This window comes from Litorilinea aerophila (assembly GCF_006569185.2).
In the GTDB taxonomy this organism is placed as follows: domain Bacteria; phylum Chloroflexota; class Anaerolineae; order Caldilineales; family Caldilineaceae; genus Litorilinea; species Litorilinea aerophila.
Window position 1 is genome coordinate 1 of the sequence record NZ_VIGC02000048.1, and the last position, 24,303, is coordinate 24,303.

Sequence of the window (24,303 nt, forward strand, 5' to 3'; positions counted from 1 at the left end):
CAATGTGCACCGGAACTGCTCCAGAGCGGTAGTGTGTCGAGTGATGTCCATGCACTACTTCTGGCGCAGTTCCTTCTTTTTCGCAAATCTTGACCTGCGTCTTTTGACTCCGTTGTCAAAAGTCCAAATCGAGACCAACTGGATCTCCTCGGCCGGCAGTTTTATTCGGGAATTTGAAGCGAAGTTTGCCGAAGCGGTGGGCACCCGCTACGGTATCGCCTGCGCCAACGGCACGGTGGCCATGCACCTGGCCCTGGCGACCCTGGGCCTGGAGCCGGGCGACGAGGTGATCCTGCCCACCTTCACCATGATCGCCACCATCAACGCCGTCACCTACTGCGGCGCCACCCCCGTGCTGGTGGACAGCGAGCCCGAATATTGGCAGATGGACATCAACCAGGTAGCGGACAAAATCACGCCCCGCACCCGGGCCATCCTCCCGGTCCACATCTACGGCCACCCGGTGGACATGGATCCGCTGATGGCGCTGGCCGAACGCCACGGCATCGCTGTCATCGAAGACGCGGCCGAGGCCCACGGCGCCCGCTACAAGGGCCGGCCCTGTGGCAGCCTGGGCCACGCCGCGGGTTTCAGCTTCTACGGCAACAAGATCATCACCACCGGCGAAGGCGGCATGATCACCACCAACGACCGGGAGCTGGCCCGGCTGGCCTGGAACCTGCGGGACCACGCCTTCAGCACCGAGCGCCACTTCTGGCACAAGTTTGTGGGCTTCAACTACCGGATGACCAACCTCCAGGCCGCGGTGGGCCTGGCCCAGGTGGAACAGCTGGCGACTTTCGTGGAGGCCCGGCGCCGCAACGCCCGGGAATACACCGCCCGCCTGCAGGGGATCCCCGGCATCACCACCCCGCCCGAAGCCCCGTGGGCCACCAACGTCTACTGGATGTACGGCATCCTGGTGGATCGGGAGGCCTATGGCATGGGCCGGGACGAGCTGCGCAAGGTCCTGGCCGACCACGGCATCGAGACCCGGACTTTTTTCATCCCCATGCACTGCCAGCCCATCTACTGGCAGCGGTTCAAAGGCCAGCGCTATCCGGTCGCCGAACGCCTGTGCCGGGACGGTTTCTACCTGCCCTCTGCCTCGTCCCTCAGCCTGCAGGAGATCGAGTACATCACCGATGTGATTCGGGAGGCCTGTCCGAATCTGTGAGGGGTGGGAAGGTTGAAGATTGAAGATTGGGGAGTAGGGTTTGTCCGCTTCGGTCATAGATGATCGGGCGGATTCAGCATACTTTCAAGGTCATATTGAGGAGTCAAAATGAGCAACAAGCCGACTGTCCGTAAATGTGTCCTGGCCTATTCTGGGGGGCTGGACACCAGCATCATTGTGCCGTGGCTGCGCAACAACTACGGCTGCGAGGTAATCTGCTTCTGTGCCAACCTGGGCCAGGCCGATGAGCTCCAGGGGCTGGAAGAAAAGGCCCTGGCTTCCGGCGCCAGCAAATGCTACGTGGAAGATCTCCGGGCCGAGTTCCTGACCGATTTCGTCTTCCCCACCATGCAGGCCGGTGCCATCTACGAGCGGGAGTACCTGCTGGGCACCTCCATGGCCCGCCCCCTCATCGCCAAACGCCTGGTGGAGATTGCGGAGCTGGAAGGGGCGGACGCGGTAGCCCACGGCGCCACCGGCAAGGGCAATGACCAGGTCCGCTTCGAGCTGACGGTGATGGCCCTCAACCCCCATCTGCGCATCATCGCCCCCTGGCGGGAATGGGACATCCGCGGCCGCAAGGACGCCCTGGATTACGCCGCCGAGTACAACGTCCCGGTCAAGGCCACGGCGGAGCGCATCTACAGCCAGGACCGCAACCTCTGGCACCTGAGCAACGAAGGGGGCCCCCTGGAGGATCCCTGGAACGAGCCGCCGGCCGATATGTTCGAGTGGACCACCGCGCCGGAGGACGCGCCCGACGAGCCCGAATATGTGGAGATCTACTTCCGCCGGGGCATCCCCGAGCGCATCAACGGCGTGGCCCGGGGGCCGGTGGGCCTGCTGGAAGAGCTCAACGCCCTGGGCGCCAAGCACGGCATCGGCCGGGTAGACATCGTGGAAAACCGCCTGGTGGGCATGAAGAGCCGGGGCGTCTACGAAACACCCGGCGGCACCATCCTCTACAAGGCCCACGCCGCGCTGGAGCAGCTCTGCCTGGACCGGGACACCCTGCACTACAAACAGCAGGTGGGCCTGCGCTACGCCGAACTGGTCTACAACGGCCAGTGGTTCAGCCCCCTGCGGGAAGCCCTGGACGCCTTCGTCCAGAGCACGGAGAAGAACCTCACCGGTACCGTGCGGCTGAAGCTCTACAAGGGCAACGTGATCCTGGCCGGCCGCAAGAGCCCCTACAGCCTCTACCGGGAAGATTACGTCACCTTCGACGAGGATGACGTCTACAACCAGGCCGACGCCGAGGGCTTCATCCGCCTCTTTGGCCTGCCCCTGAAAGTAGCGGCCATGCTCAAGGTGGAGGGCAAGGGGGTCAGCGACTACGAGTCGACCGACTTCAGCGATTTCAAACGGGATTGACGAAACCGCGTGACCATCGTTGAACTGGCGCCGGAACACGCGACTGCTGCAGCCCACCTGCACCTGGCGGGCCAGTCGGGCACCTTCCTGACCGAGTTGGGGCCGGGGGTGCTGACGGTCTTCTACCGGGCGTTGCCCCGCTCTGCCGCGGGCTTCGGCTTCGCCGCCTGGTCAGGTCAACCGGACCAGGTGATCGGGTTCGTCAGCGCCACCACCAACACCGGCCAGCTCTTCCTGGAGATGGCCACCCGCCACCTGGGGGAGCTGCTGCCGGTCACGCTGGCCCGCTGCTTGCGGCATCCCATCTTGCTCTGGCACAGCGCCCAGACCCTGGCTTACCCCCTGTTGACCCGGGAGCCTGGCGAGAAGGGCGCTGCCGAGCTCCTGTCCATCATGGTGGCGCCGGCGTGGCGGGGACAGGGCATCGGTACCCGGCTGCTGGAGGCGCTGGTGGGCGAATGTGGGCGCCGGGGCCTCACCACCCTGGATGTGATGGTGGATGCGGCTAACCAGGGAGCCCAGCGCTTCTACCGGCGGCACCACTTTGTGGAACGGCGCCAGATTTCCCTGTACGGCCGTGCCCTGTGTCTCTACCGACGGGAGCTTCCCCAGGCACACCCCGGTGGACAATAGGGCTTGGGCCAGACCATCATCCAGACCATCATGAAACCAGCGGAACCACGCCAGGCCAGTCATGAAGCTCAACCTGCCAGTCCCGGTTCGCCGGGCTGGCGGTTGAGCGGCCCGCGCCTGGGTCTCATGGCGGGTTTGGGTGTGCTCACCGTGGCCCTGCTGCTGAGCCTGGGCGATGGACAGGCGGCGCTTCAAAGCCTGGCCCACCTGGATTGGCGTCTCCTGGGCCTGGCCGTGCTCGTCCACTACAGCGGTTTTGCCATCCGTGGGCTGCGCTGGCAACGGCTGTTGGGGCTGTTGGGTCACCGCCTGGGGCTGGGCCGGGTGTTGGGCCTGCTCATCAGCGGCTGGTTTGTCAGCGCGCTCATGCCGGCCCGGGCCGGGGATCTCTTCCGCATGGTCATGCTGCGCATGCCTTCCCGGGGACAGGCGGCCGTGCCCATGGCCGACGGCGCCAGTTCCATCGTCCTGGAGCGGCTGCTGGATCTGGTGGCCATTCTGCTTCTGGCCCTGGGCTTTGGCCTGGCCGTCCTGCAGGGGAAACTCCCGCCCTGGGTCACGGCAGCCTACCTGCTGGCCGGAGCTGTCAGCCTGGGCGTGCTGGTGGCAGCGGCCATCGCGCCGCACCTTTTCCGCCGGCTGGCGGAACGGTGGCCAGCACACGCGGGCAGCCCCCGCTTGTGGACGCGCGGGCGGGCCGCCCTGGATTTCCTGACCCAGGCCATGGAGGGCCTGGACCTGTTGCGCCGCCGTCCTGGGGCGGCGCTCGGCCTGGTGCTCCAGAGCCTGTACATCTGGCTGTGCGACGCCCTGCTGTTGTGGCTGGCGGTGCGCAGCCTGGGGCACACCCTCCCCTGGGGGAGCGCGGCCTTCGTGGCCCTGACCGTGGACATCTTCGCGGCCCTGCCCATCACCCCCGGCGGCGTGGGGCAGATCGAGACCGCCTACGCGGCCCTGTTTGCCCTCCTGCCACTGCCGCCGTTCAACATCCCGGCGGCCATCCTGGTCACCCGGGCTGTCAGCTACTGGAGCTTCCTGCTCTTCAGCGGTCTGGTGACCTTCAGCCTGGGCTTCGGCCAGCTGCTTTTGGGGCGCTCGCCAGCGTCTGAGCCGCCTGTCGATGAACCGGCCGGACAATCCGCCACGACTGCAGGTCCCTGCTGATGAAGCGCCGTTTCCTGGTCAATCCCGGCAGAAATTCGCCGAGCGTATCCACCAGAGGGAGTGCCGCCCAATTTCTGCCGTGGCATTTACGCCAGACTGTACTGGCCTGGTATCGTCGCCACTATCCGTTTCTGGTGGTGCTGACCCTCTTTGTCAGTTTCCGCCTGCTGGCCATCCTGCTCTTTCGCCCTGGCGGCTTCATCGCCGACTTCTCCGACTACGACTTCTACTACACCTGGTCCCAGCTGGTGCCCATGGGCTACCGGGCCTACGACAACCTGTGGACGGCCTACCCGCCCCTCTTTCCGGCCTTGATGCTGCCCATTGCGGACCTTGCCCACCGCATTCCGCCCTGGGTGGAGCCCCGCTTCTGGTTCCATACCCTCTTCGGCCTGGCGTTGCTGGCCTTTGAAACGGGCAACCTGATCCTGATCTACCGCCTGGGCAATCGGCTCCGTCCGGCTTCGCCGGCCCAGGGCCAGACGGCAGGCTTCTGGCCGGTCCCGGGTGGCCTGGGCAGCGCCATCCTCTACAGCCTTTTCTTCGTGCCGGTGTACACCCTGTTGGGCTGGTTCGAGCCTTACCCCCTCTTTTTCATGCTGCTGGCCCTGGACCTGCTGCTGGCGCGGCGGGGAACCCTCTGGCCGCTGAGCGCGGTCGTCGCCGGGCTGGGCTTCCTGGTCAAACTGACGCCAGCGCTGATGGTGCCCATTGCCGTCCGCCGGCTGGGGGCTCGCCTGAACTGGCAGGCCCTTCGCCATGACTGGTTCAACCCCCGGGCAGAGGGCAACCTGTTGCGGCCCACGTTGTATGGCGCGATCTTTCTGGCGACGGTGGTGGGTGTGGGCTACCCCTTCGTGCGCCACAACCCGGCCCTGGCCTTCAGCAGCTTCCAGGTGCAAAGCATCCGCCCGCCCTGGCAAAGCCTCTGGGCCCTGCTGGACGGCTTCTACGGCTATGGACTGGTCCCCCTGGACATGCGCAACCTGGCCGGCCTAGGAGGTCCCCTCTGGGAGAGCCGCCTGCCCTGGACCTGGATCGGCCTGGGCTTTGCCCTGCTCTATCTCTATCTCTACACCCGACCATACGACTGGCAACACCCGCGGACGCCCCTGGCCTTTGCCGGCGCCAGCGTGATCTTGCTCTTCCTCTACAGCAAGGGGTGGAGCCCCCAGTTTCTGCTCTGGATCCTGGTCTTCATCGCCCTGCTGCAGCCGGGCCTGTACGGCGTCCTGGTGGGCAGCCTCCTGAGCCTGACCAATTTCGTGGAGGCCAATGTCTTCCTGATCATGCTGCCGGAGGAGCACTGGCTTCTGTGGGGGACAGTGCTGGTGCGCACGGGGCTTTTGCTGGCCCTGATGGCGGAGTGGCTGGGCCAGATCTGGCAGCCCCAGCGCCGGGGAGAGCGCCTGCAACGGGTGGCCCGCGTGGCCGGCAGCAGCATCCTGGCGCTGGCGGTGATCGCCGCCGTGGCCGCCACCCCCCAGGCCGCCCAGGCCTACCGGGACCGGCGGCTGGCAGAACACCCCTGCCGGGAGGCCGTCCTCCTGCTGCAGGAGGAAGCCGAATGGCCCGACCGCCGCATCGTCACCCAGCAGGTCCAGGTCTGGCAGGATTTTTATCCCTGGCTACATGAGCGCTACTCGTTCCTGGTGGTGGACGGCTATGACGGCCAGCAGCCAGACCGGGACCGGAGCCAGGTGGTGGCGGAGCGGCTGGCGCAACAGGTCACGCCGGGCGAATTCTGGTGGATCAGCCGCCCGGACCTGCCCGAGTCGCCCACCAGCCCGATCGCTGGCGGCCAGGCCTTCCTGGCCCGTGCGGATGTGGCCCAGCTGGAGGTGCGGGAACTGGGCGCCTGCGTCCTGCAACGGCTGGTGCGGCTGCCGGCCACGGAAGTGGCCACCCTGGAGGCGGATGGCGTCCCCATTCACCTCTGGGCCATCTCCATGGGAAGGGCCCAAAGGGGCGCCCCGTGGCATTTGGTGTTATACTGGCAGGCGTCGGCGCCCATCGCCGGCAGCTACACCGTCTTTACCCAGCTCCTGGCGCCCGACGGCACCCTGGTGGCCCAGCAGGACAATCCGCCCGGGGCCGGGCTGGCGCCCACCCATACCTGGCCACCTGGGGCGGTGATCCGGGATCCCTATCGGCTCATGCTGCCGGATACCCTGGCGCCGGGGACATATGAGCTACACATCGGCCTGTATGACGCCACCGGCCGCCTGCCGGTGACTCTTCCCGATGGAACTGTCGACGACCATATTTCGTTGGATGTTCGTGTTCGAGAGCCCTGATCAACCCATCGCCATGGAACGCATCTACACCGACGCCGAACGGATCGCCCGCCGGGAGATCGGCGCCCGGGATCGGCATATCGCCTTTTTCGTGTTCGGCTTCCTGCTGGCCTGTTACCTCTTTACCTACACAGGTATCATCCAGAGCAGCGACGGCCTGGCCATGTTTGCCACGGCCGAAAGCTTCGTACGTGGGGGGCGCTGGGACAGCAACCAGCTTCTATGGATGGGCAACCAGCAGGGCAATTTAGGACCAGATGGAAATCTGTACAGCCGCAAAGGCCTGGGGATGACCCTGTTGGCCATCCCCCTCCTCTGGCTGGCCAAATTTTGGCCCAACGTGGGCCTGGTCCAGGCGGCGCTGCTGCTCAACCCCCTGTTGACCGCCTGGACAGGTGCCCTGCTCTTCCGCACGGGCCGGCGGCTGGGCTGGAATCGGAATGCCTCGGTCATGGTGGCCCTGATCTTCGGGCTGGCCACCCTGGCCTGGCCATACACCCAGACATTTTTCAGCGACCCGGTCTGTGCCTTTGGTCTGTACGGCGCTTTTTATGGCCTCCTCAGCTTCGATCAGACAGGGCGGAAACAGTATCTGTTCAGCAGCGGCCTGGCCTGGGGATTGGCCTACCTGGCCCGGGTGGTCAACCTGGTCACCCTGCCCATCTTTTTGATCGGCCTGATTTTCGTGCTGCTGCGGCAGTCGCCGGGCCTGGCCAGCGGCCGGGATCGGCTGCGTGGACTGTTGGTGGAACATTGGCGGCCGCTGGTCAGTTTTCTGGTCCCGGTGGTGCTGGCCGGGCTGATCTCCCTCTGGTGGAACTGGGTGCGCTACGGCAGCATCTGGGAGAGCGGCTACGTGGAAAGCGAACGCTTCAGCGCAGTCTGGTGGTTCGGCATCTATGGGTTGCTCTTTGGGCCGGCCCGGGGACTGCTCTGGTACAGCCCGGCGCTGCTGCTGGGCCTGGTGGGGGGGCGCTGGTTCTGGCAGCGGGCCAGGCCAGCCCTGGCCATCAGCCTGGCCCTGACCGTTACCTATGTGCTCCTGTACGGCAAGTGGTACATGTGGCACGGCGGCTACAGCTGGGGTCCCCGCTTTCTGGTCCCGCTGATGCCCTTTCTGGCCCTGTTGACCGGTCCAGCCTGGATGGAGCTGGTCCAGCAAAGGCGCTGGGGAATGGCCGGCCGCGTGGGCGCCTTGCTGCTGGTGGCCATCTCCATCGGCGTCCAGTGGCTGGGGATGCTGGTGCCCTTTGGGCTGGTCCAGGATTGGCTGGCCGCCCAGGTGGAGCCCCTCTTCGCGCCGGTGACCTTCACCCAGTGGCGCTATTCGCCCCTGGTGCTCCAGTGGCGTTTTCTACAGCCCGAGCATATTCACCTGGCCTGGTGGCGCATGGGCATGGGGCCCCAGGCTGTTCACTGGCTGAACCTGCTCCTGCCTGGCGCGGTGGTGGCCCTGGGCGTGGTACTCCTGACCCGGCACCTGCGGGCGGCGGTGCCCCCCTGGCAGGGTAGAGCCACGCCGGAAGGTCTCTACGGCGCGGCCCTGGGCGGCCTGGCTCTGGCCATCCTCATTTACAACTACTCGGCCCTGGGCGATCCTCAAATGCAGGAGGCTGCCAGGCGCATTGAGCAACAGGAACGGCCTGGGGATGCCATCCTCATGCTGTTACCGGAAAAGACCCAGCACTTCGCCAATGCCTACCATGGCGATCTGCCCACCTTCGGCTTCCTGCCCCGAGGCAGCCTGGAACCGGCCGAGGAGGCCTGGCTGGCCCGGCTTCAGGCCTCGTACGCCCGCCTGTGGGTGCTGCCGGATGCCACCCTGCCGGAGCAGTCGGGCTGGGAACGCCCCCTGCGCATCAACACCTTCCTGCTCATGGAAAAGCGGCTGACCGAGCAGGACGGCCAGCGGCTGGCCCTCTACGCCATGCCCCAGGCCTATGACCTCCAGGAGGCGGGCCTGGGCACGATCTTCGGCGATCCGGCGCAACAGGGCGAGGAGATCGACGAGGAGAACGGCTGGATCCGGCTGAAGGGCTATGCCCTGACCACGGCTGTGGAGCCTGGCGGCGAGCTGCTGCTGATGCTGCGGTGGGAGAGCCTCCGCCCTGTGGACTACAACTACCAGGTCTTCATCCACCTGCTCAACCAGGCGGACGAAAAGGTCGCCCAACGGGACGGCCAGCCGGTGCAGTGGATGCGGCCCACCAGCACCTGGCAGCCCGGCGAGGAGATCCCGGATCGCTACGGCATGCTGTTGCCGGAAGATATCCCGCCGGGCAGCTACACCATTGCCGTGGGCCTCTACGACCCGGTCTCCGGCCAGCGGTTGCCCGTCAGCGCGGGGCCACAGGACTACGCCATCGAGCTGGGGCCCATCCAGGTGGCCCCCCACGCCTCCCGGTGACCTGCCCCGGGGAGGACAACGAACCGTCCTGGGGGCTCCAGGGACTGTTGCCCACCGAACTACGGATACGCGCCAATCCATGGTAGAATTCGCGGAGAAGCAGGGCGGCCGTTCTGGCGGGCTGAACAACACGAGGTTACGGAATGAATCAGGCAAGAGAGCAACAACAGGAACAACGCACAGCTATGTACCCTAACCAAAAACGATGGACCCATCTGCCCAAGGCCGGTCTGGTTTTGACCCTGCTTCTGGCATGGATGCTGCTGGCCGGCTGCGGCTCCGGCCGGGATGAGGAAGCCACGGCCACGCCACCGCCGCCCTCGCCAACGCCCCAGGAACAGCTGGCCCCGACCGTTGCGCCGACCCCCATTCCGCCCACCGCAGCCCCAGTCGCGCCGGAGAGTCCCCTGCCCACGCCGCAGTCGGCAGCCACGTCCCCCCTGGCCACCCCCGCCGCCAGCCCCCTGGTGCCCGTCCAGGTGGACAACGGCGCCGACTGCGACATTGAGCCCCATCTGGATCTGGCCGGCTATCCCAACCTGGAAGCCCAGATGGGCTGCCCCGTGGATGCGGCATCTCTGGCGCCTGTGGCCATCCAGGAGTTCGGCGAAGGCCCCCAGTTTGACCGCTTCATGCTCTGGTTCAGTACCAGCAACCAGATCTACGTGCTCTACGCCGACCATACCTGGCAGCAGTTCGCCGATACCTGGCAGGAAGACGTGGACCCGACCTTTAGCTGCAACCCCCTGGGTGGGGAGCCGGACTCACCGCCCCTGCCCCGCCGTGGCTTCGGCAAACTCTGGTGTTCGGATCCCCAGCTCCAGGAGGCCATGGGGACAGTCGTGAAAGAGGAGCGGCTCTGCCAGCACTCGGTCACCCAGCCCTTTGGCAGCGGTCTGCTGCTGGCCTGTTTCGAAGATGCCACCATCCGCTACTTCCGCATCTTGAACGACGGGACCTGGGATGTGTTGGTTCAATAGGAAGTTGCCATGCGCGTCATTGCCGGTAGTGCCAAAGGTCACAAACTCCAGATGGTGCCGGGCGACACCACCCGGCCCATCACCGACCGGGCCAAGGAAGCCCTCTTCAGCATCCTGGGAGACTGGCTGATCGATGCCCGGGTATTGGACCTGTTCGCCGGCACCGGTGCCGTGGGCATCGAAGCCCTAAGCCGGGGCAGCGCCTTTGCCCACTTCATCGACCGCAGCCGCAAGGCCATCCGCACCATCACCGCCAACCTGGAGCATTGCCGCCTGGCCGATCGGGCCCGGGTGGAGCAGGGAGACAGCTTCCGCTTCCTGCAGGAATACCAGGGCGAGCCCTTCGACCTCATCTACATCGCGCCGCCCCAGTACCAGGGGCTCTGGCGCAAGGCGCTGGAAATGGTGGACAGCCGGCCCGAGCTGCTGGCCCCCTTCGGCGCAGTCATCGTCCAGATCCACCCCCGCGAGGAGACGCCGGTCCAGCTGACCCACCTGGAGGAGTACGACCGGCGTCGCTACGGCTCGGTCTTGCTCCTCTTCTACGCCGCGGCCGAGGATCTGGCCGCAGAGGACGAAGGGGAAGAGATGTGATGCTGACGATCGCCATACCCCCTCATTCCCTCTTCTCCGGCGGGAAAGGGGGCCAGGGGGATGGAGGATGAAGAGTGACAAAGGGGAAACAAAAAGGGAGGCCAACGTTGGCCTCCCTTTTTGTTTGACTGACGCTCCAGTCCAGAGCAAAGGGCGGGCGTTTACTCGCCAGCCGCTGCCTCCACCGGGACGTAGACCACGTGACCTTCCGTGGCATCCGCCTCCACGGTCACCTCGGCCGCGGGCTGAACGGCCAGGGTCAGATCGGCCGGGGCCTCCACGGTCACCTGGTAGGTGCCCGCTGCCAGCTCGCTGAAGAGCACGCCTTCCTCGCCGGTCGCCTCTTGGGCCACCGTCTCACCGGCCGCGTCCACCAGGGTCACCTGCACACCGGTCACAGGCGCTTCGCCCTCGTCCAGCGTGCCGTTGCCGTTGGCATCCTGGAAGAGCACCACCGCCACGGCATGGGCGGGCACATCCGCACTGGTGGCCACCTCTGGGGTGGGCAGGGCGACAGCCTCGGCCGGGGCGGCTTCAGCCGGGGCGCTCTCCGCCGGCGCGGGCGCTGCCTCCGCCGGTGCGGCCGCCTCAGCCTCCAGGGACTTCATGGTGCTGAGGGCATCCGAGAGGGCTGCCACAAAGACGTCGAACTGATTGCGGGTGCGATCCAGGATGGCGATGGCCTCACCCAACTCGCCGATCTGGGCATCCTGCTCATCCAGCCGCTGGCTGAGGGCAGCCTCCACCTGGCCAAGCTGGCTCTGGATCTCCCGGGCCTGCTGGGCCACCACGTCCACGTTGTAACTGACAGCGCCCACGTTTTCGTCAACCCGGGCCAGGCTGGCCTCGAAGACCGCCAGGCGTTCACCGCCCGTGAAGCTCAGGGTACCGCCGTTGAGAATGGCCAGCACCAAGAGGGTCAAGAGCATGCCCAGCAGCGCCCCGCCGATGGCGGCCCCAAACATGGCCAGGGAGTCGTTGCGAACAGCACTGTACTCCAACTCCGGCGGTTCTTCCATTCGTTCCACTGATTTGGTCATATCGAGTGATTCCTGATGTACGCTCATACCGCTCCTTCCTGTAGACGAAAACGAGTTGTGGCAGTGACATCTGTTGCGCCCTGAACCCGTGGTTCAGCCCATCCATTATACACGGAGACCGCCAAACGCGCAGATATGCGGGGCAATGGCCGACACGAAGCAGCTGGCATAGGGACCCGGGTCGGCGACCGCCCTGCCTGCGGCGACAGCCGGGAGGACAGGCAGGGAGCATCTGTGCAATTTCGCACAAACAGATGTGATTGTATCTTACCGGCAGCCCGGCCTTTCGTCAAGCCCTTTGCCCGACGTTTCCGCGACGATGGCTCCACATCGACGTTAGACGCGGCTCCATCCCGCCTGACCTGGTGCAGGTTTGGCCTGGAACCCTCGCCCGGACTATAATCAGCCCGGAGTGGGATAGAACGCAAAGACATGGTCACAGAAATCGATACCGAGGCCATCAACCTGGATACGGTGGATTTTCTCCTCTCGGCGGAAGGCCAGGCGATGGCGGCCGAGTGGAGCCGGGCCGACCTGTCCACGGCCAATACCCTGCCCCTGCTGCAGACCTTGCGCCGACAGGTGGCTCCTGCCCAGGCAGGCGCCCTTCTCTCCCTGCTCCGGCTCCGGCAGCGGGGCGCCGAGAAGTTTCCCCACGCCGAACACATGTACTTCACGCCCGAAGCGCTGGAACAAGCCACCGCCTGGGATGTGGCCTGGCATCGGGCCGCCTGGTTCGCCCGCCACCTGCCGCCCGGCCCTGTGCTGGACCTGGGCTGCGGTATCGGCGGGGATACCCTGGCCCTGGCACACCATCGGCCGGTCATCGCCTACGAGCGGGATGAAGTGCGGCTGCGGCTGGCCCAGGCCAATCTCCAGGCGTGGGGACTGGCCGACCGGGTTGAATTCCGCCATGCCGACTGGACCCAGGAGCTGCGGGCGGGCCGGTTGCCCGCAGCTGCCGGCGCATTTGCCGATCCGGCCCGCCGGACCAACGGCCGGCGCATCTTCAGCCTCCACCACATGGAGCCGCCCCTGGCCATCCTGCTGGCCCTGCAGGAGCAGGTGCCGGCTCTGGGGGCGAAGGTCATGCCGGGGGTGGCCGATGAGGAGCTGCCGGCCCATTGTGGCGTCGAATTCATCAGCCATCAGGGGACCTGCAAGGAAGCGGTCCTCTGGTTCGGCCCCCTGGCCCTGGCTGGCCGCTGGGCCAGCGTCCATGTACACGGTTGCTGGCATCGAGTGATCGCCAGTGGCGAAGCGCCGCCCTTGGGCCCCTTGGAGGCGGGCATGTACCTGCACGAGCCAGATCCAGCCCTGATCCGTGCGGGTGCCTTTGCCGAGCTCTGCCAACAGTTGGAAGCGCACCTGTTTGATCCCCAAATTGCCTATCTGGTGGCACCTGCGCTAAAGTGGAGTCCACTGGTTCAATCGTTCCGAATTCTGGAGGTGGCCCCCTTTCACCTGAAGCGCCTCAACCGCCGACTCCACGAACTGGGCATGGCCCGGGTGGAGCTAAAAAAACGGGGGGCGCCCTTTGTGCCAGAAGCATTTCGACCGCGGCTGAAACTGCCCCGGCAGGGCCGCGATGGAGTGGTCATCTTCACCCGCCGCGGCGACGAACGGCTGATGCTGATTGCCGAACGAGTTCAGCCGCCGGCCTCATCGGCAGCCGCCCCGACAGATTCACCGGCCGGGGCATGAATCGACCGGCCCAAGGAGGAAAAGCCCGTGGAACCGGACACACAAATGGTCGAAGCTGACATAGTGGCCCTGGCCCGCCGGGTTGGGGAGCAGTTGCGGATCCATGGCCTCATGTGTGCCACGGCTGAAAGCTGTACCGGCGGCCTGGTGGGCCACCTCATCACGGAGATCCCCGGCAGCTCTGACTACTTTGCCGGCGGCGCCATCGTCTACAGCTACGATGCCAAGGAGCGGGTCCTGGGCGTCAGCCACGAGACCCTGATGGCTGAGGGCGCCGTGAGTGCCAGCGTGGCCCAGCAGATGGCCCAGGGAGCCCGGCGCCTGTACGGCGTGGATGTGGCCGTGGCCATCACCGGCATCGCCGGCCCTGGGGGCGGCACGCCGGACAAGCCCACCGGCACGGTACACATTCACCTGAGCACGGCCGATGGGGTGGAGCGAGGTGCGCGTCACGTCTGGCAGGCGGATCGCCATGGCAACAAGCTCCTCAGCGCCCACGCCGCGCTGGCCATGATCCTGGCCTATCTGGAAGAACGGGCCCGGCCGTGAGTCCGGCGCCCTGGGACGTCCCCAAGGCAACCATGCCGAAAGGAGATTTCACCATGACCCGGGAAGTACTGGTGGATGAGCCGGTAGATGTGCTGGTCCGGCTTTTGCCCGGCGGCAAGATCAGCCCCACCTCTTTCCTCTGGCGGGGCAAGACCCGCTACGTGAGCACCGTAGGCCGGCAGTGGGAAGAGCGGGTGGCGGGGAAATCCCTGCGCTGCTTCCTGCTGCAGACGGTGGACGACAACACCTACGAACTGCGCTGGGACCCGGCCGGAGACCGCTGGACCATCCACCGGGCCTGGCTGCGGGATGCGGTCGTGTGAGCCCGGGCGGAGCAAGAGGAGAAGTGTTCCCATGGCGGCAGAAGTGTCCCAGACCCTGGAGCTGGAACGGGCAACGGCTGCCCACCTCCCCCAGATCCGCCGCTTCCTGCAGCAGGTCCGCCGGCGCCACGTGGACTTTGGCGCCGAAGACTTGCCGGGGCTGGTGGATCGGGCGCACTTCTGGCTGGCCCAGGAGGGAGAGCGGCTGGTAGGGCTCCTCTGTGTTCAGGTGGAGACACGCCCCACCACCCTGCCTCCCACGGCACCAACCCGGGGGTATGTCCGGGCGGCGGCGGTGGCCCACGGCTATAGCCCGGCTCCCCTGCTCGCTGCGCTTTTGCAGCGCGTCGAGGGAGAACTGCGCGCCGCGGGCAACGTTCCGGCCTACCAGTTGATGGCCTACGGAAGCGCGCCCTGGTTGCTGGCCGGTCTGCTGGCCGGGGATTTTACCCAGGTGGACAGTATCCAATTCTATCAGTTGACCAGCCTCCAGCGTCGTCCCTTACCCGAGCCGCCGCCCCAGGTGGCGCAACTGGCCCCGGCCCATGCCGAACAGATGGCCGATCTGGCCGTATTGGATGCCGCGGCCTTTGAGCCTCTGTGGCACTTCAGTCGACAAGATCTGCTGGAGTTGCTGATGCGCAGCCGGCTGCAGGTGGCCCTGTACCAGGGGGAACTGGCTGGTTACTCGGCTCTTTCCAGTAACTCGGAACGGGAGATGCAGCTGGCCCGCCTGGCGGTCCATCCCCGTTTCCAGGGGCAGGGCATTGGCCGCCAACTGTTGTGGGACAGCATCGCCCACGCCCGCCAGAGCGGTTGTCACGTGCTGGCCCTCAACACCCAGACCAGCAACCGGCGCTCCCAGGATCTCTATCGCCGCAGCGGTTTCCAGGCGGTGGGCACGGCCATTCCCGTACTCGTCCGGCTTGTTCGTTAACGTCCGCCTGCAATCTATTTTTCCCCAGAAAGCCGATTTATCCCCAGAGTTATCCCCATTCTTAGCAAAACTTGTGGGCAACATCACTGATTCAACTGGGGAAATCGCGATAAAAGCGTTTTCATTCAATCCAACACCCATTCAAACCCATCGGGATAAAAGGAGTTTCCCCCATGAAACTGGACAACCGTGTCGCAATTGTCACTGGCGCCGGTTCGGGTATCGGCCGGGCCATGGCCACTCTCTTTGCTGCCGAAGGCGCCCGCGTCGTGGTGGCCGACATTGTCGCCGAACGGGTGGATGAAACGGTAGCGGCCATCCGCACGGCCGGCGGAGAAGCCACCGGCTTCGTGGGCGACGTCTCGTCGCCAGAAGATGTGGCGCGGATGATCGACCTGGCTTCCGAGACCTACGGCCGGCTGGACATCCTCTGTAACAACGCGGGCATCATGGATCGGATGGCGCCCGCGGCCGATGTGCCCCTGGACCTGTGGGAGCGGGTGCTTCGCATCAACCTGACCGGCCCCTTCCTGGCCTGTCGCAAGGCCATCCCGCTGATGCGAGCCCAGGGCGGCGGCGTCATCCTCAACACGGCCTCCGTGGCAGGGCTCCATGGCGGACGGGCCGGGGCGGCGTATACCGCCTCCAAACACGGCGTCATCGGCCTGACCCGCAACATCGCCTACATGTACGCCACCGAAGGCATCCGCTGCAACGCCATCTGCCCGGGCGGCACCGAGACGGCCATCGGCCTGGGTGGCGAGCCCAACGAATTTGGGTTGAATCGCATGCAGTTGGGCGCGGCCAGCATGCCCCGAACGGGCAAACCGGAAGAGATTGCCCGGGTAGCCCTCCACCTGGTCAGCGATGACAGCAGCTTCGTCAACGGTGCCGTGGTGGTGGTGGACGGGGGCTGGTCCGCCTATTGATGGGGATCCCGCCCCAGCGGTTGCGGCGTGAGCATCCTCAGATGCGGCCCCATCCCCTCTCGGCCGGTCAGCAGCACCCCTGAACGGGGTCCTGGCGGAGTACGTCGCGCGCCGCCCACAGATCGCCGGGCTGGTCCAGGTCCTGGGCCAGGGTCACGGATCGGTAAACCCGATAGGCAAGCCCTCGGCGCCGGAGCTGGGCAAGATGGGCCTGGAAGCTCTCCTCCCCGAAGGCAAAATCCAGCACGTCCGGCGGACGCAGGCAAAGGGCATTGGTGCCGCCGTCACGGCTGGGGGCTATCACGACCTGCACATCTGGATCTTGAGCCATGCCATAGAGGCCATGTAGATCGGCCACCGTCAGAAAGGGCAGGTCCGCAGGGAGTACCAGCAACGCCTGGGCTCCCTGCGCCTGGATGTGGGTACGGGCCTGCGCCAACGCTCCATTCAATCCCCCGTCCTCCACTTCCGGCAGGCCGAGGAGCCCTCGCCCACGGGCCAGAGCCAGAGCCTCCTCGTCCCGACTGATCACCAGGACCTGAACCGGGAGGTCGCTGGCCTTCAGAATGTCCAATACCCTGGTCAACAGGCGACGGTTGAGGGCCGTCCGGGCCGAAGGCGACAACATGCCGGAGAGGCGGCTCTTGCCTTCGGGGAAGGGCTTGACCGGTATCACACACCAAAAAGGCAGCATCAGTGGTTCACGATTTCGGCGCGGCGTTTCGACGCGGAGTCGGCGAGCATGTTCCACAGCCTGGGCCGACCTGGTGCGGTCTGGCGTAAATACCCCGACAGAAATTCGCCGATAATCTCCACCAGAGATGGCCTCGGCGAATTTCGGCCGGGATTCACTGGGCCGATGGGCTCGAGTCCAGCGAGGACGGCGAATAGGAGGGAGAGGCCAGCAGCCCGGCCCCAAAGTCCAGAAGGGCCGTGGCCAGCGCCCGCCTGGAGGCCAGGTCGGTCATGATGGTGTCCGTGACCAGGACCGGCATGTCCAGGGAGCGCTCCAGCACGGCGTCCTGACGATCCAGGACAAAGCCATCCAGCAGGTCCGAGAAGTGATCGGCCACGGTCAAAGGGCTGATCATCTGCCCCAGTTCCTGCATCAGCTTGGCCGCGGGGCCTTTCAGGGCCCGCCCCCCCACGATGGGGCTCACGGCCACCTTGGGCGCGGGGAGTTGCTGCAGCCGCCGCCGCAGCCCTGGAACGCTCAAGATGGGATCCAGGCTGAGGTATGGGTTGCTGGGGCACAAGACCACCAGGTCCGCCCGCTCCAGGGCGGCACGCACCGGTTCGGTCATCCGGGCCTGGTCGGCGCCCACAAAGCTCAAATCGATCACCATGGGTTCACAACGTCGGCGGACGAAATAGTGCTGGAAAGGCAGATCCCCCTCGTCGGTGTGAACCAGGGTGCGAACCGGGTCATCGCTCATGGGGAGAATGGTGGACGGAATCCCGAAGCTGCGGCGCAGGCGTTCGGTCACTTCGGTCAGGGAGAGGCCCTGGCGCAGCCATTCCGTGCGGCGCAGGTGAACCGCCAGATCCCGGTCGCCCAGGCGGAACCAGTCCTCCCCACCCAGGAGAGACATGGCCTCCAGGACGGCAAAGGTCTCATCGGCCCGCCCCCAACCCGTTTCCGGGTTGTGGACGCCGGCCAGATTGTACATCACCGTGTCCAGGTCCGGACAGATTGTCAGGCCCCAGTGTTCAAAGTCGTCGCCGGTATTGACGATCACAGTCAGGGCGCCGGGGGGAAGGGCTGCCTGTAGTCCGGCGGCCAACTTGGCTCCCCCCACGCCGCCAGCCAACGCCACCACTTGTTCAATCCTCGAGGATCGGTTCATTGGAAAGGCCACTCCATCTATCTTGTTCAGCGCCACACCACCCGACTCTCCAGGGGAGCCCGCTCCCGTTGCCGCTCTTCGGCCGGGTAGCCCACGGTGATCAGGGCCTGGGGATGCCAGGTGGGCGGCAGGTCCAGGACATCTCGCACCAGTTCGGGCACAAAGAGGGGAGCGCACATCCAGCAGGCGCCCAGCCCCAGGGCATGGGCCGCCAACAGGAGGTTCTGGCAGGCCAGGGCCACGCTCTGGACGGCCATGGTCCACTCAGCCTGATTGCGACGGACATCCGGATATTGGTCCATCTCGTCCATGGAGAGGGCCGCCACGATCAGGGCCGGCGCAGCGGTGAGGCGGGCCTGGCTGATGGCCACCCGACGTTCGATGAAGGCCGAATCTGCGCCATCTGCGGCCAGATCTTGCCGCCACCGCTCCCCCATGCGCAGCGCCAACGCCTGACGGGTGGCCTCGCCGGTCACCACACAGAAGCGCCACGGCTGGCGGTTGTGGGCGGACGGTGCCCAGCGGGCTGCGTCCAGCAATTTCAGCAGTGTCTCCCGCTCCACCGGCCGCGCCTGGTAGCGTCGGATGGACCGCCGCCCCCGGATCAACGTCCAGAAGCCTTCCCAGGGGAAGGCCGACGGGGAAAGGACTTTCTCCGGATCCGACGTCGCCGCTTCAGCCACCAGCCGCTGCTCCTCTCCGTTGCCTGACATCTGGTGCCTGACATCTGGGATGCCCGGCCATGAAGTCTTCGTCCATGGGTCATCAAGACATCGGGCAAACAGGCCCGGGCCTGTTGTCGCCCCAACGCCCGCTGACAGAGGGGATTATAGCACGCCCAGGCCCATCCCGAAATTGACCTTGACGGGGGCGTGTGCCAAGTGTACACTAGCGCTGGCGCCCTTTTCCGGGCGCGCATCAGACAGCGATGATGCCGGGCAGGAAGAAACTCACGCCATCCCCGGCTTGACCGAGAACCTGAAATCACCTGGATAAAATCACCTGGATAGAGGGAGAGTCCACCATGAGCAATGGGCAAGGAACCGATGGCGCTCGCCAGCGGGTGGCGCTCTATCTGCAAGACAAACATCCCATCCGCGATGGCATGGAGTATGCCCGTTACGCCGAGGCCAGGGGCTTTGAGGCCGTCTGGCAGGCAGAAAGTCGCCTGGTGCGGGATGCCATCGTGCCCATGGCGGCCTACGCCGCGGTGACGGAACGAATCAAAGTGGGGTCCGGCGTCATCAACAACTGGACCCGCAACATCGGCCTCCTGGCGGCCACCTTCCTGACCCTGGACGACCTGGCGCCCAACCGGATCATCTGTGGCATTGGCGCCTGGTGGGATCCCCTGGCCCGCAACGTGGGCATCCAGCGTCGCAAACCGCTGAAGGCCATGCGCGAGACGGTGGAAGTGTTGCGACGCCTGCTGGCCATGGAAAATGTGACCTTTCACGGCGAATTTCACCACGTGGAGGGCATCGAGCTGGATGTGGTCCACGGCCGCCGGGAGCCCCGTCATGTGCCCATCATGATCGGCGCCACCGGCCCCCAGATGATGGAGCTGGCCGGGGAGATTGCAGACGGCGTGGTGCTCAACTACTGCGTGCCGCCGGAGTATAACCTCCAGGCCATGGAGCACCTGGAAAAGGGCGCCGCCCGGGCCGGCCGCAGCCTGGACGACATCGACCGCCCCCAACTCATCGTCTGTTCCGTCCACGAGGATCGCCAGGTGGCCCTGGACGGCGCCCGGGAACTGCTTACCCAGTACCTGGCCCAGCAGCCCCACATCGCCCAGGCCAGCGGCGTCAAGCCCGAGGTGGTAGAGCGGATCCAGTCTATCCTGGGCTGGCCAGCCACCCGCGAACAGGTGCGCCAGGCCATGCCCCTGGTGCCGGACGAGCTGGTCCAGCGCATCACCGCCAGCGGCACCCCTGCGGAGGTCAAGGCCAAGGTGCGGGAATACCTGGCCAACGGCGCCACCTGCCCCATCCTCTACCCCCTGGGCGACGTGAAGATGATGATCGACACCTTCGCCGATGGCTATTGAAGCATCCAACACATCCACCAGAACGGCCGCCATGCTCAAATTTATCGCCATGACTCTGTCTACGGCCATCTGCCTGCGCCTCTACCTGGGCTGGAGCCGCCGCCAGGCGGAAGCCCAGATAGAGGAGATGCAGCGGGCTGCATTCAACACACCGGGGGCCGCGCCGCCCATCCCGGCAGCAGTCGTGGTGGCCGGCGCCGGGCTGGTGGGCGGCCATCTGCTCCTGGCCCGGCTGCTGGGTCAGCCAGGCCGACAAACAGCCCTGAGCCTGTTGCTGGGAGGCATGGTGGGCGGCCTCTCCTTCTGGCGTGCTGGGGCCAGGGAGGCGCCATGATCGTCCGCGAAATGCCCGACGGCCGGCTCCTCTGCATCCACCAGACCAGCCACGCGCTGATGGCGGCCAGCTTTTGCCGCCACTGGGGCAACCGGGACTTTGCCCGGCCCGAGCCCTACGATATCACTCTCCTGGCTATCGCCCAGCATGACAACGGCTGGTACGAATGGGAGCAGCAGCCTGAGCTGCGCCCCGACGGCTATCCCATGGACTTTATCCATGGTCCCCAGGCCGAGACCAAACTCGATCTCTGGCGCCGGGGCGTGGCCCGGGCCTGGGCCCAACATCCCTACGCCGGCGTCCTGGTGGGCAACCACGCTGCCTACCTCTACCAGGGCGGGCTGGAAGACGTGACCGATCCATCCGAGCGCCGCCTGATCCAGGCATTTCTGGACGAACAACAGGAGCGGCAGGATCTCCTCCGGGCGCGCTTTGGCCAGGATGCCGCCATGGCCCGGGCGTTGCGCCCAGCCGTGCTGGAGTCCAACACCCGCCTGCTCCAGTTCGGCGACTCGGCCAGTCTTCAGGTGACCATCCCCTGGGCCAGCCGCCGTACCTTCCCCCGCTGCCCGCTGGATGGCGAAGGGACCTTTGTCTCCATCGAGATGGAACACGGGGATGACACCATCACCTTCGATCCATGGCCCTTCGACGTGGACCACTTCGATGTGACGATCCACGGCCGGCTCCTGAGCCAGCGCCGATTTGACCACGCCGCTGCCTACCATGCCGCCCTGGCAGAAGCGCCCTATCACTGCCTCACCTGGCAGGTGATCCGACCGGAATGAGACCGGAATCAGAATCGAATTGCCCATGTATCGTTTTTACGCAGCACCCACCACCCTGGACGAAGCCCTGCGCCTGAAGGCCGAATACGGTGAACAGGCCCGCATCATCGCCGGAGGCACCGACCTGCTCCTGGAGCTGGCCCGGGGAACCCGCACCGGCCCGGACGGTCAGCCCCTGGGCCTCATCGACCTGACCCGGGTCCCCGGCCTGGCCGAGATCTGGGAGGCGGACGGCGCCATCCACCTGGGCCCCCTGGTCACCCACAATCAGTGTGTGGCCAGTTCCCTGGTGGTCCAGCATGCCTTTCCCCTGGCCCGAGCCTGCTGGGAGGTGGGCGCGCCCCAGATCCGCAACCGGGCCACGGTGGCCGGCAACATCATCACCGCCAGCCCGGCCAACGATACCCTTGTCCCCCTGCTGGCCCTGGATGCCACGGTGACGGTAGAAAGCGCGGCCCGCGGGGCGCGTACCCTTGCTTTGAAGGACTTCTGCACAGGCTTCCGACAGGTGGATCTCGCGCCGGATGAGATCCTCACCCGCATCTCTGTTCCCCAACTGGAGGAGGAGCAGGAAGGCACCTTCATCAAACTGGGCCTCCGCCGTGCCCAGGCCATCAGCGTACTCAGCGTGGCCGCCGTAATCACCTGGGACCCCGGGCGAAGTCGGGTCCAGCGAGCAGCCATCAGCCTGGGGGCCGTGGCGCCCACCGTCGTGCGCGCTCCCCAGGCCGAAGAGTACCTGGCGGGCCGCCCCCTGACCGACCAGGTGATCCTGGAGGCGGCCCGTCTGGCCCAGGCTGCGGCCTCGCCCATCGATGACGTGCGGGGAAGCGCCACCTATCGCCGGGCCATGGTCGAAACCCTGGTCAGCCGCATCCTGCGCCAGATCCGGGATGGCCAGAGCCGGGCAGGCTGGCCCGAGAGGCCGGTTCTCCTGTGGGGCCAGGGTGATGGACGCTGGCCTTCGTCTGCCGCCCACCCGGAAGACCGGATCGGGCCGGCCCGGGTCAACGGTCAACCTGTGGAGCTGATGCCCGGTGCGACCCTGCTGGAGAGCCTGCGCGCGGCCGGGTTTGTGGGCGTGAAGGAAGGCTGTGCCGAGGGGGAATGTGGCGCCTGCACCGTTTTTCTGGACGGCATGGCCGTGATGGCCTGCCTGGTGCCGGCGGAGCGGGCTCGGGGCAGCCAGGTGGTCACCGTGGAGGGGCTGGGCAACCCTGCCGCCCTACATCCGGTGCAGGCCGCCTTTGTCCAGAGCGGCGGGGTTCAGTGTGGCTACTGCACTCCCGGCTTCATCATGAGCGCCGCCAAGCTCCTGGAAGAGCGTCCCCACCCCACCCGGGCCGAAGCGGAGGAAGCGTTGACCGGCAACCTGTGCCGCTGTACCGGATACCGCAAGATCCTGGATGCAGTGCTCATGGCAGGCAGCCGCCCGCCCGCCCGCCTGGCAGATCCTGCCCCCGAACCAGGGAAAGACGAGGCCACATCATGAAGCCAGAGCAGACGCCATCGGGCCGCATCCATCTGGGTCCCGTGGTCCAGGTGGGCATTGTGGTGCGGGATGTGGAAGCCACCCTGCGCGCCTGGATGGAACGCTTCCACCTGCCGCCTGCCCGGATCGTGGACTGGCCACCAGAAGGCACCGATCTGGCGGCAACGGCCACTTACCGGGGCGGGCCGGGCCGGTTTCGCATGCGCCTGGCCTTTGTGGAGACCGGCCCGGTCCAGCTGGAGTTTATCCAACCCCTGGAAGGCGAGAACATCTACAGCGAATTTCTGGCCGAGCATGGCGAAGGCATCCATCACCTTCTCTTCGAGGTGGACGACCCCGAGGCGGTGGCCGCCGGCCTGGAGGTGCCCATCCTCCAGAGCGGCGGCTCCACCCTGCGGCCAGGCGCCCTCTGGGCCTACCTGGACACCCAGGCGCTCCTGGGCGCCATGATTGAACTGCGCACCCGGCAGGAGTCCGCCAGCGAATCCTTCGGCGATCCCGCCGGCGCCCCCTGAAGTGGCCGGCGGCCCCTTCCAGCGACGATTCCAAACCTCTTTATCAGTCACCTCGTTTATCAGCCACCTTGGGCTACGCCATCCGCGCCCGGGGGCGGTGGGGTCCACGGCCATAGTGCTGTAGCCGAAGCCCGAGCAGCACCAGGCGCTTCCCGACCCAGGCCGCCAAACGGCGCGACACCGGTGTCCGGGAACCCACCCGGCGGGCCTGGCTGGCCAGGGCCAGCAAGCGCTCCTTCTCGGCCTCCTGCAACCGCTCCCGACGTTTTTCCTCGTCCAGGGCAGCCAACATCCCCAAATGATCTGGCAATAGAAACATGGCAGGTTCCCCTCCTCCAGGCAACCCTTTGCCTCACAATCGCTGGCCCACGTCAAGAGGGGCCAGACGGTGCCGGTGTTACCGCGACGGCATGATAGCCGAAGGCTCGCAACCAATTCTAGCAGGAAATACAAGAAAGTCAATAAGCAATATGAATATAATCAATATCTACATCAATTTCTTAAAAACAAACAACCAATTTGCCACCATATCTCAAACCAGCCATTAACTACCCCCAGCCGCGCACCGACGGCTGCCAACCGCCGCGACGGTGTACGCCATGCACGTAGGTGCGGTATGGATACCGCACGGATGCCGTCCCGTATGGAAACGGGACCTACGGCTACGGGGACGCCAGGGGATTGGCATCGGTGGTTGTGAATCACCACGACGCCCCGCCTCCACCGAAGTGGGACGTCCCCTACCCCACTTGCCCCACATTCGCAGTTGACATTATAGAACACATGAGCTAAAATGGCCACAATCTCCCAGGACTCCTGGCATGGCTCCACTCCGGCGCCGTCCTGTTCACGGGAGGCTGTCGCTCGGCAGGCCCTGGGGGCGCGTCGAGCCACCGGCACCAGGCAGGGAGCGGACCCCACCTCTGGCTCCCACGGACTCCGAAAATGGAGACAACCATCATGGAAAGTGGAAAACTGAAAGCGCTGGAAACCACCCTGGCCAATTTGAACAAGAAGTATGGCGAAGGCGCGGTTATGAAGTTGGGCGAGGCGAAGCGGCTGCAGGTGGAGGTGATTCCCACGGGCAGCCTGAGCCTGGACATCGCCCTGGGCGTGGGCGGCATGCCCCGGGGCCGCATTGTGGAGATCTACGGGCCCGAAAGCTCGGG

23 protein-coding genes and 1 pseudogene are annotated in these 24,303 nt (G+C 65.9%); 19 read left to right on the plus strand and 5 right to left on the minus strand.

What is annotated here, in order from left to right:
- Positions 1-112 precede the first annotated feature (112 nt).
- The 8 genes from FKZ61_RS22670 to rsmD all read left to right on the plus strand — a co-directional run bounded on the left by FKZ61_RS22670 (position 113) and on the right by rsmD (position 10,626).
- Positions 113-1,177, plus strand: a complete 1,065-nt coding sequence (locus FKZ61_RS22670; RefSeq protein WP_229964370.1) for a DegT/DnrJ/EryC1/StrS family aminotransferase — start codon at positions 113-115, stop codon at positions 1,175-1,177.
- 108 nt (positions 1,178-1,285) lie between these two features.
- Entirely contained in the window at positions 1,286-2,551 is a 1,266-nt protein-coding gene (locus FKZ61_RS22675) for an argininosuccinate synthase (RefSeq protein WP_141612438.1), read from the plus strand.
- A 9-nt stretch (positions 2,552-2,560) separates the two neighbouring features.
- The gene (locus tag FKZ61_RS22680) at positions 2,561-3,184 is read left to right on the plus strand and encodes a GNAT family N-acetyltransferase (RefSeq protein ID WP_141612439.1); all 624 of its coding nucleotides are present in this window, start codon (positions 2,561-2,563) and stop codon (positions 3,182-3,184) included.
- A gap of 3 nt (positions 3,185-3,187) precedes the next feature.
- Positions 3,188-4,348, plus strand: a complete 1,161-nt coding sequence (locus tag FKZ61_RS22685) for a lysylphosphatidylglycerol synthase transmembrane domain-containing protein (protein ID WP_141612441.1) — start codon at positions 3,188-3,190, stop codon at positions 4,346-4,348.
- Positions 4,348-6,645 carry a hypothetical protein gene (locus tag FKZ61_RS22690; RefSeq protein ID WP_141612442.1) on the plus strand — a complete coding sequence of 766 codons (2,298 nt, stop codon included), beginning with the start codon at positions 4,348-4,350 and terminating at the stop codon, positions 6,643-6,645. The genes FKZ61_RS22685 and FKZ61_RS22690 overlap by 1 nt, the downstream gene beginning before the upstream one ends.
- Positions 6,629-9,052 (plus strand): ArnT family glycosyltransferase, encoded by a 2,424-nt coding sequence (locus FKZ61_RS22695; protein WP_141612443.1) that lies wholly within the window; start codon positions 6,629-6,631, stop codon positions 9,050-9,052. The genes FKZ61_RS22690 and FKZ61_RS22695 overlap by 17 nt, the downstream gene beginning before the upstream one ends.
- 185 nt (positions 9,053-9,237) lie before the next feature.
- Positions 9,238-10,032, plus strand: coding sequence for a hypothetical protein (locus FKZ61_RS24165; protein WP_141612444.1), 795 nt, complete (start codon positions 9,238-9,240; stop codon positions 10,030-10,032).
- Between the two features lie 9 nt (positions 10,033-10,041).
- Positions 10,042-10,626, plus strand: a complete 585-nt coding sequence (gene rsmD, locus FKZ61_RS22705) for a 16S rRNA (guanine(966)-N(2))-methyltransferase RsmD (RefSeq protein ID WP_141612445.1) — start codon at positions 10,042-10,044, stop codon at positions 10,624-10,626.
- A gap of 161 nt (positions 10,627-10,787) precedes the next feature.
- Here rsmD and FKZ61_RS22710 read toward each other — a convergent pair whose 3' ends face one another.
- Entirely contained in the window at positions 10,788-11,666 is an 879-nt protein-coding gene (locus FKZ61_RS22710) for an SdrD B-like domain-containing protein (RefSeq protein WP_170200194.1), read from the minus strand.
- Between the two features lie 432 nt (positions 11,667-12,098).
- On the opposite strand from FKZ61_RS22710, the gene FKZ61_RS22715 reads away from it, so the two are divergent.
- The 5 genes from FKZ61_RS22715 to FKZ61_RS22735 all read left to right on the plus strand — a co-directional run bounded on the left by FKZ61_RS22715 (position 12,099) and on the right by FKZ61_RS22735 (position 16,108).
- The gene (locus FKZ61_RS22715; RefSeq protein ID WP_141612448.1) at positions 12,099-13,370 is read left to right on the plus strand and encodes a class I SAM-dependent methyltransferase; all 1,272 of its coding nucleotides are present in this window, start codon (positions 12,099-12,101) and stop codon (positions 13,368-13,370) included.
- A gap of 45 nt (positions 13,371-13,415) precedes the next feature.
- Positions 13,416-13,919, plus strand: coding sequence for a CinA family protein (locus FKZ61_RS22720; RefSeq protein ID WP_141612449.1), 504 nt, complete (start codon positions 13,416-13,418; stop codon positions 13,917-13,919).
- 53 nt (positions 13,920-13,972) lie between these two features.
- Complete coding sequence (locus tag FKZ61_RS22725) at positions 13,973-14,242, plus strand: DUF6504 family protein (protein WP_141612450.1); 270 nt, start codon at positions 13,973-13,975, stop codon at positions 14,240-14,242.
- 31 nt (positions 14,243-14,273) lie between these two features.
- The gene (locus FKZ61_RS22730) at positions 14,274-15,179 is read left to right on the plus strand and encodes a GNAT family N-acetyltransferase (protein ID WP_170200196.1); all 906 of its coding nucleotides are present in this window, start codon (positions 14,274-14,276) and stop codon (positions 15,177-15,179) included.
- Positions 15,180-15,352: 173 nt separating this feature from the next.
- On the plus strand, positions 15,353-16,108 hold the full coding sequence (locus tag FKZ61_RS22735) for a glucose 1-dehydrogenase (protein WP_141612453.1): 756 nt from the start codon (positions 15,353-15,355) through the stop codon (positions 16,106-16,108).
- A 67-nt stretch (positions 16,109-16,175) separates the two neighbouring features.
- Here the strand turns inward: FKZ61_RS22735 and cofC are convergent, their stop codons facing one another.
- The 3 genes from cofC to FKZ61_RS22750 all read right to left on the minus strand — a co-directional run bounded on the left by cofC (position 16,176) and on the right by FKZ61_RS22750 (position 18,668).
- Positions 16,176-16,802 carry a 2-phospho-L-lactate guanylyltransferase gene (gene cofC / locus FKZ61_RS22740; RefSeq protein ID WP_141612454.1) on the minus strand — a complete coding sequence of 209 codons (627 nt, stop codon included), beginning with the start codon at positions 16,800-16,802 and terminating at the stop codon, positions 16,176-16,178.
- A 154-nt stretch (positions 16,803-16,956) separates the two neighbouring features.
- Positions 16,957-17,955 (minus strand): 2-phospho-L-lactate transferase, encoded by a 999-nt coding sequence (gene cofD, locus FKZ61_RS22745; protein ID WP_141612455.1) that lies wholly within the window; start codon positions 17,953-17,955, stop codon positions 16,957-16,959.
- Positions 17,956-17,981: 26 nt separating this feature from the next.
- Entirely contained in the window at positions 17,982-18,668 is a 687-nt protein-coding gene (locus FKZ61_RS22750) for a nitroreductase family protein (protein ID WP_141612456.1), read from the minus strand.
- A 311-nt stretch (positions 18,669-18,979) separates the two neighbouring features.
- Between FKZ61_RS22750 and FKZ61_RS22755 the strand changes: the two genes are divergently transcribed.
- Genes FKZ61_RS22755 through FKZ61_RS22775 form a run of 5 tightly spaced genes read left to right on the plus strand, consistent with a single transcriptional unit; the run spans position 18,980 to position 23,134 of the window.
- Positions 18,980-20,005, plus strand: coding sequence for an LLM class flavin-dependent oxidoreductase (locus tag FKZ61_RS22755; RefSeq protein WP_141612457.1), 1,026 nt, complete (start codon positions 18,980-18,982; stop codon positions 20,003-20,005).
- A 31-nt stretch (positions 20,006-20,036) separates the two neighbouring features.
- Positions 20,037-20,339, plus strand: coding sequence for a hypothetical protein (locus FKZ61_RS22760; RefSeq protein WP_141612458.1), 303 nt, complete (start codon positions 20,037-20,039; stop codon positions 20,337-20,339).
- The gene (locus FKZ61_RS22765) at positions 20,336-21,127 is read left to right on the plus strand and encodes a DUF3891 family protein (protein WP_141612459.1); all 792 of its coding nucleotides are present in this window, start codon (positions 20,336-20,338) and stop codon (positions 21,125-21,127) included. Before FKZ61_RS22760 ends, FKZ61_RS22765 begins: the two co-directional genes overlap by 4 nt.
- 25 nt (positions 21,128-21,152) lie before the next feature.
- On the plus strand, positions 21,153-22,619 hold the full coding sequence (locus tag FKZ61_RS22770) for an FAD binding domain-containing protein (protein ID WP_141612460.1): 1,467 nt from the start codon (positions 21,153-21,155) through the stop codon (positions 22,617-22,619).
- Positions 22,616-23,134 carry a VOC family protein gene (locus FKZ61_RS22775; protein ID WP_141612461.1) on the plus strand — a complete coding sequence of 173 codons (519 nt, stop codon included), beginning with the start codon at positions 22,616-22,618 and terminating at the stop codon, positions 23,132-23,134. The genes FKZ61_RS22770 and FKZ61_RS22775 overlap by 4 nt, the downstream gene beginning before the upstream one ends.
- 73 nt (positions 23,135-23,207) lie before the next feature.
- On the opposite strand, the gene FKZ61_RS22780 is transcribed toward FKZ61_RS22775, so the two are convergent.
- Positions 23,208-23,453 (minus strand): hypothetical protein, encoded by a 246-nt coding sequence (locus FKZ61_RS22780; RefSeq protein ID WP_141612462.1) that lies wholly within the window; start codon positions 23,451-23,453, stop codon positions 23,208-23,210.
- A gap of 641 nt (positions 23,454-24,094) precedes the next feature.
- Between FKZ61_RS22780 and FKZ61_RS22785 the strand changes: the two are divergent.
- Positions 24,095-24,303, plus strand: a pseudogene (locus FKZ61_RS22785) (DNA recombination/repair protein RecA); the annotation flags it as partial.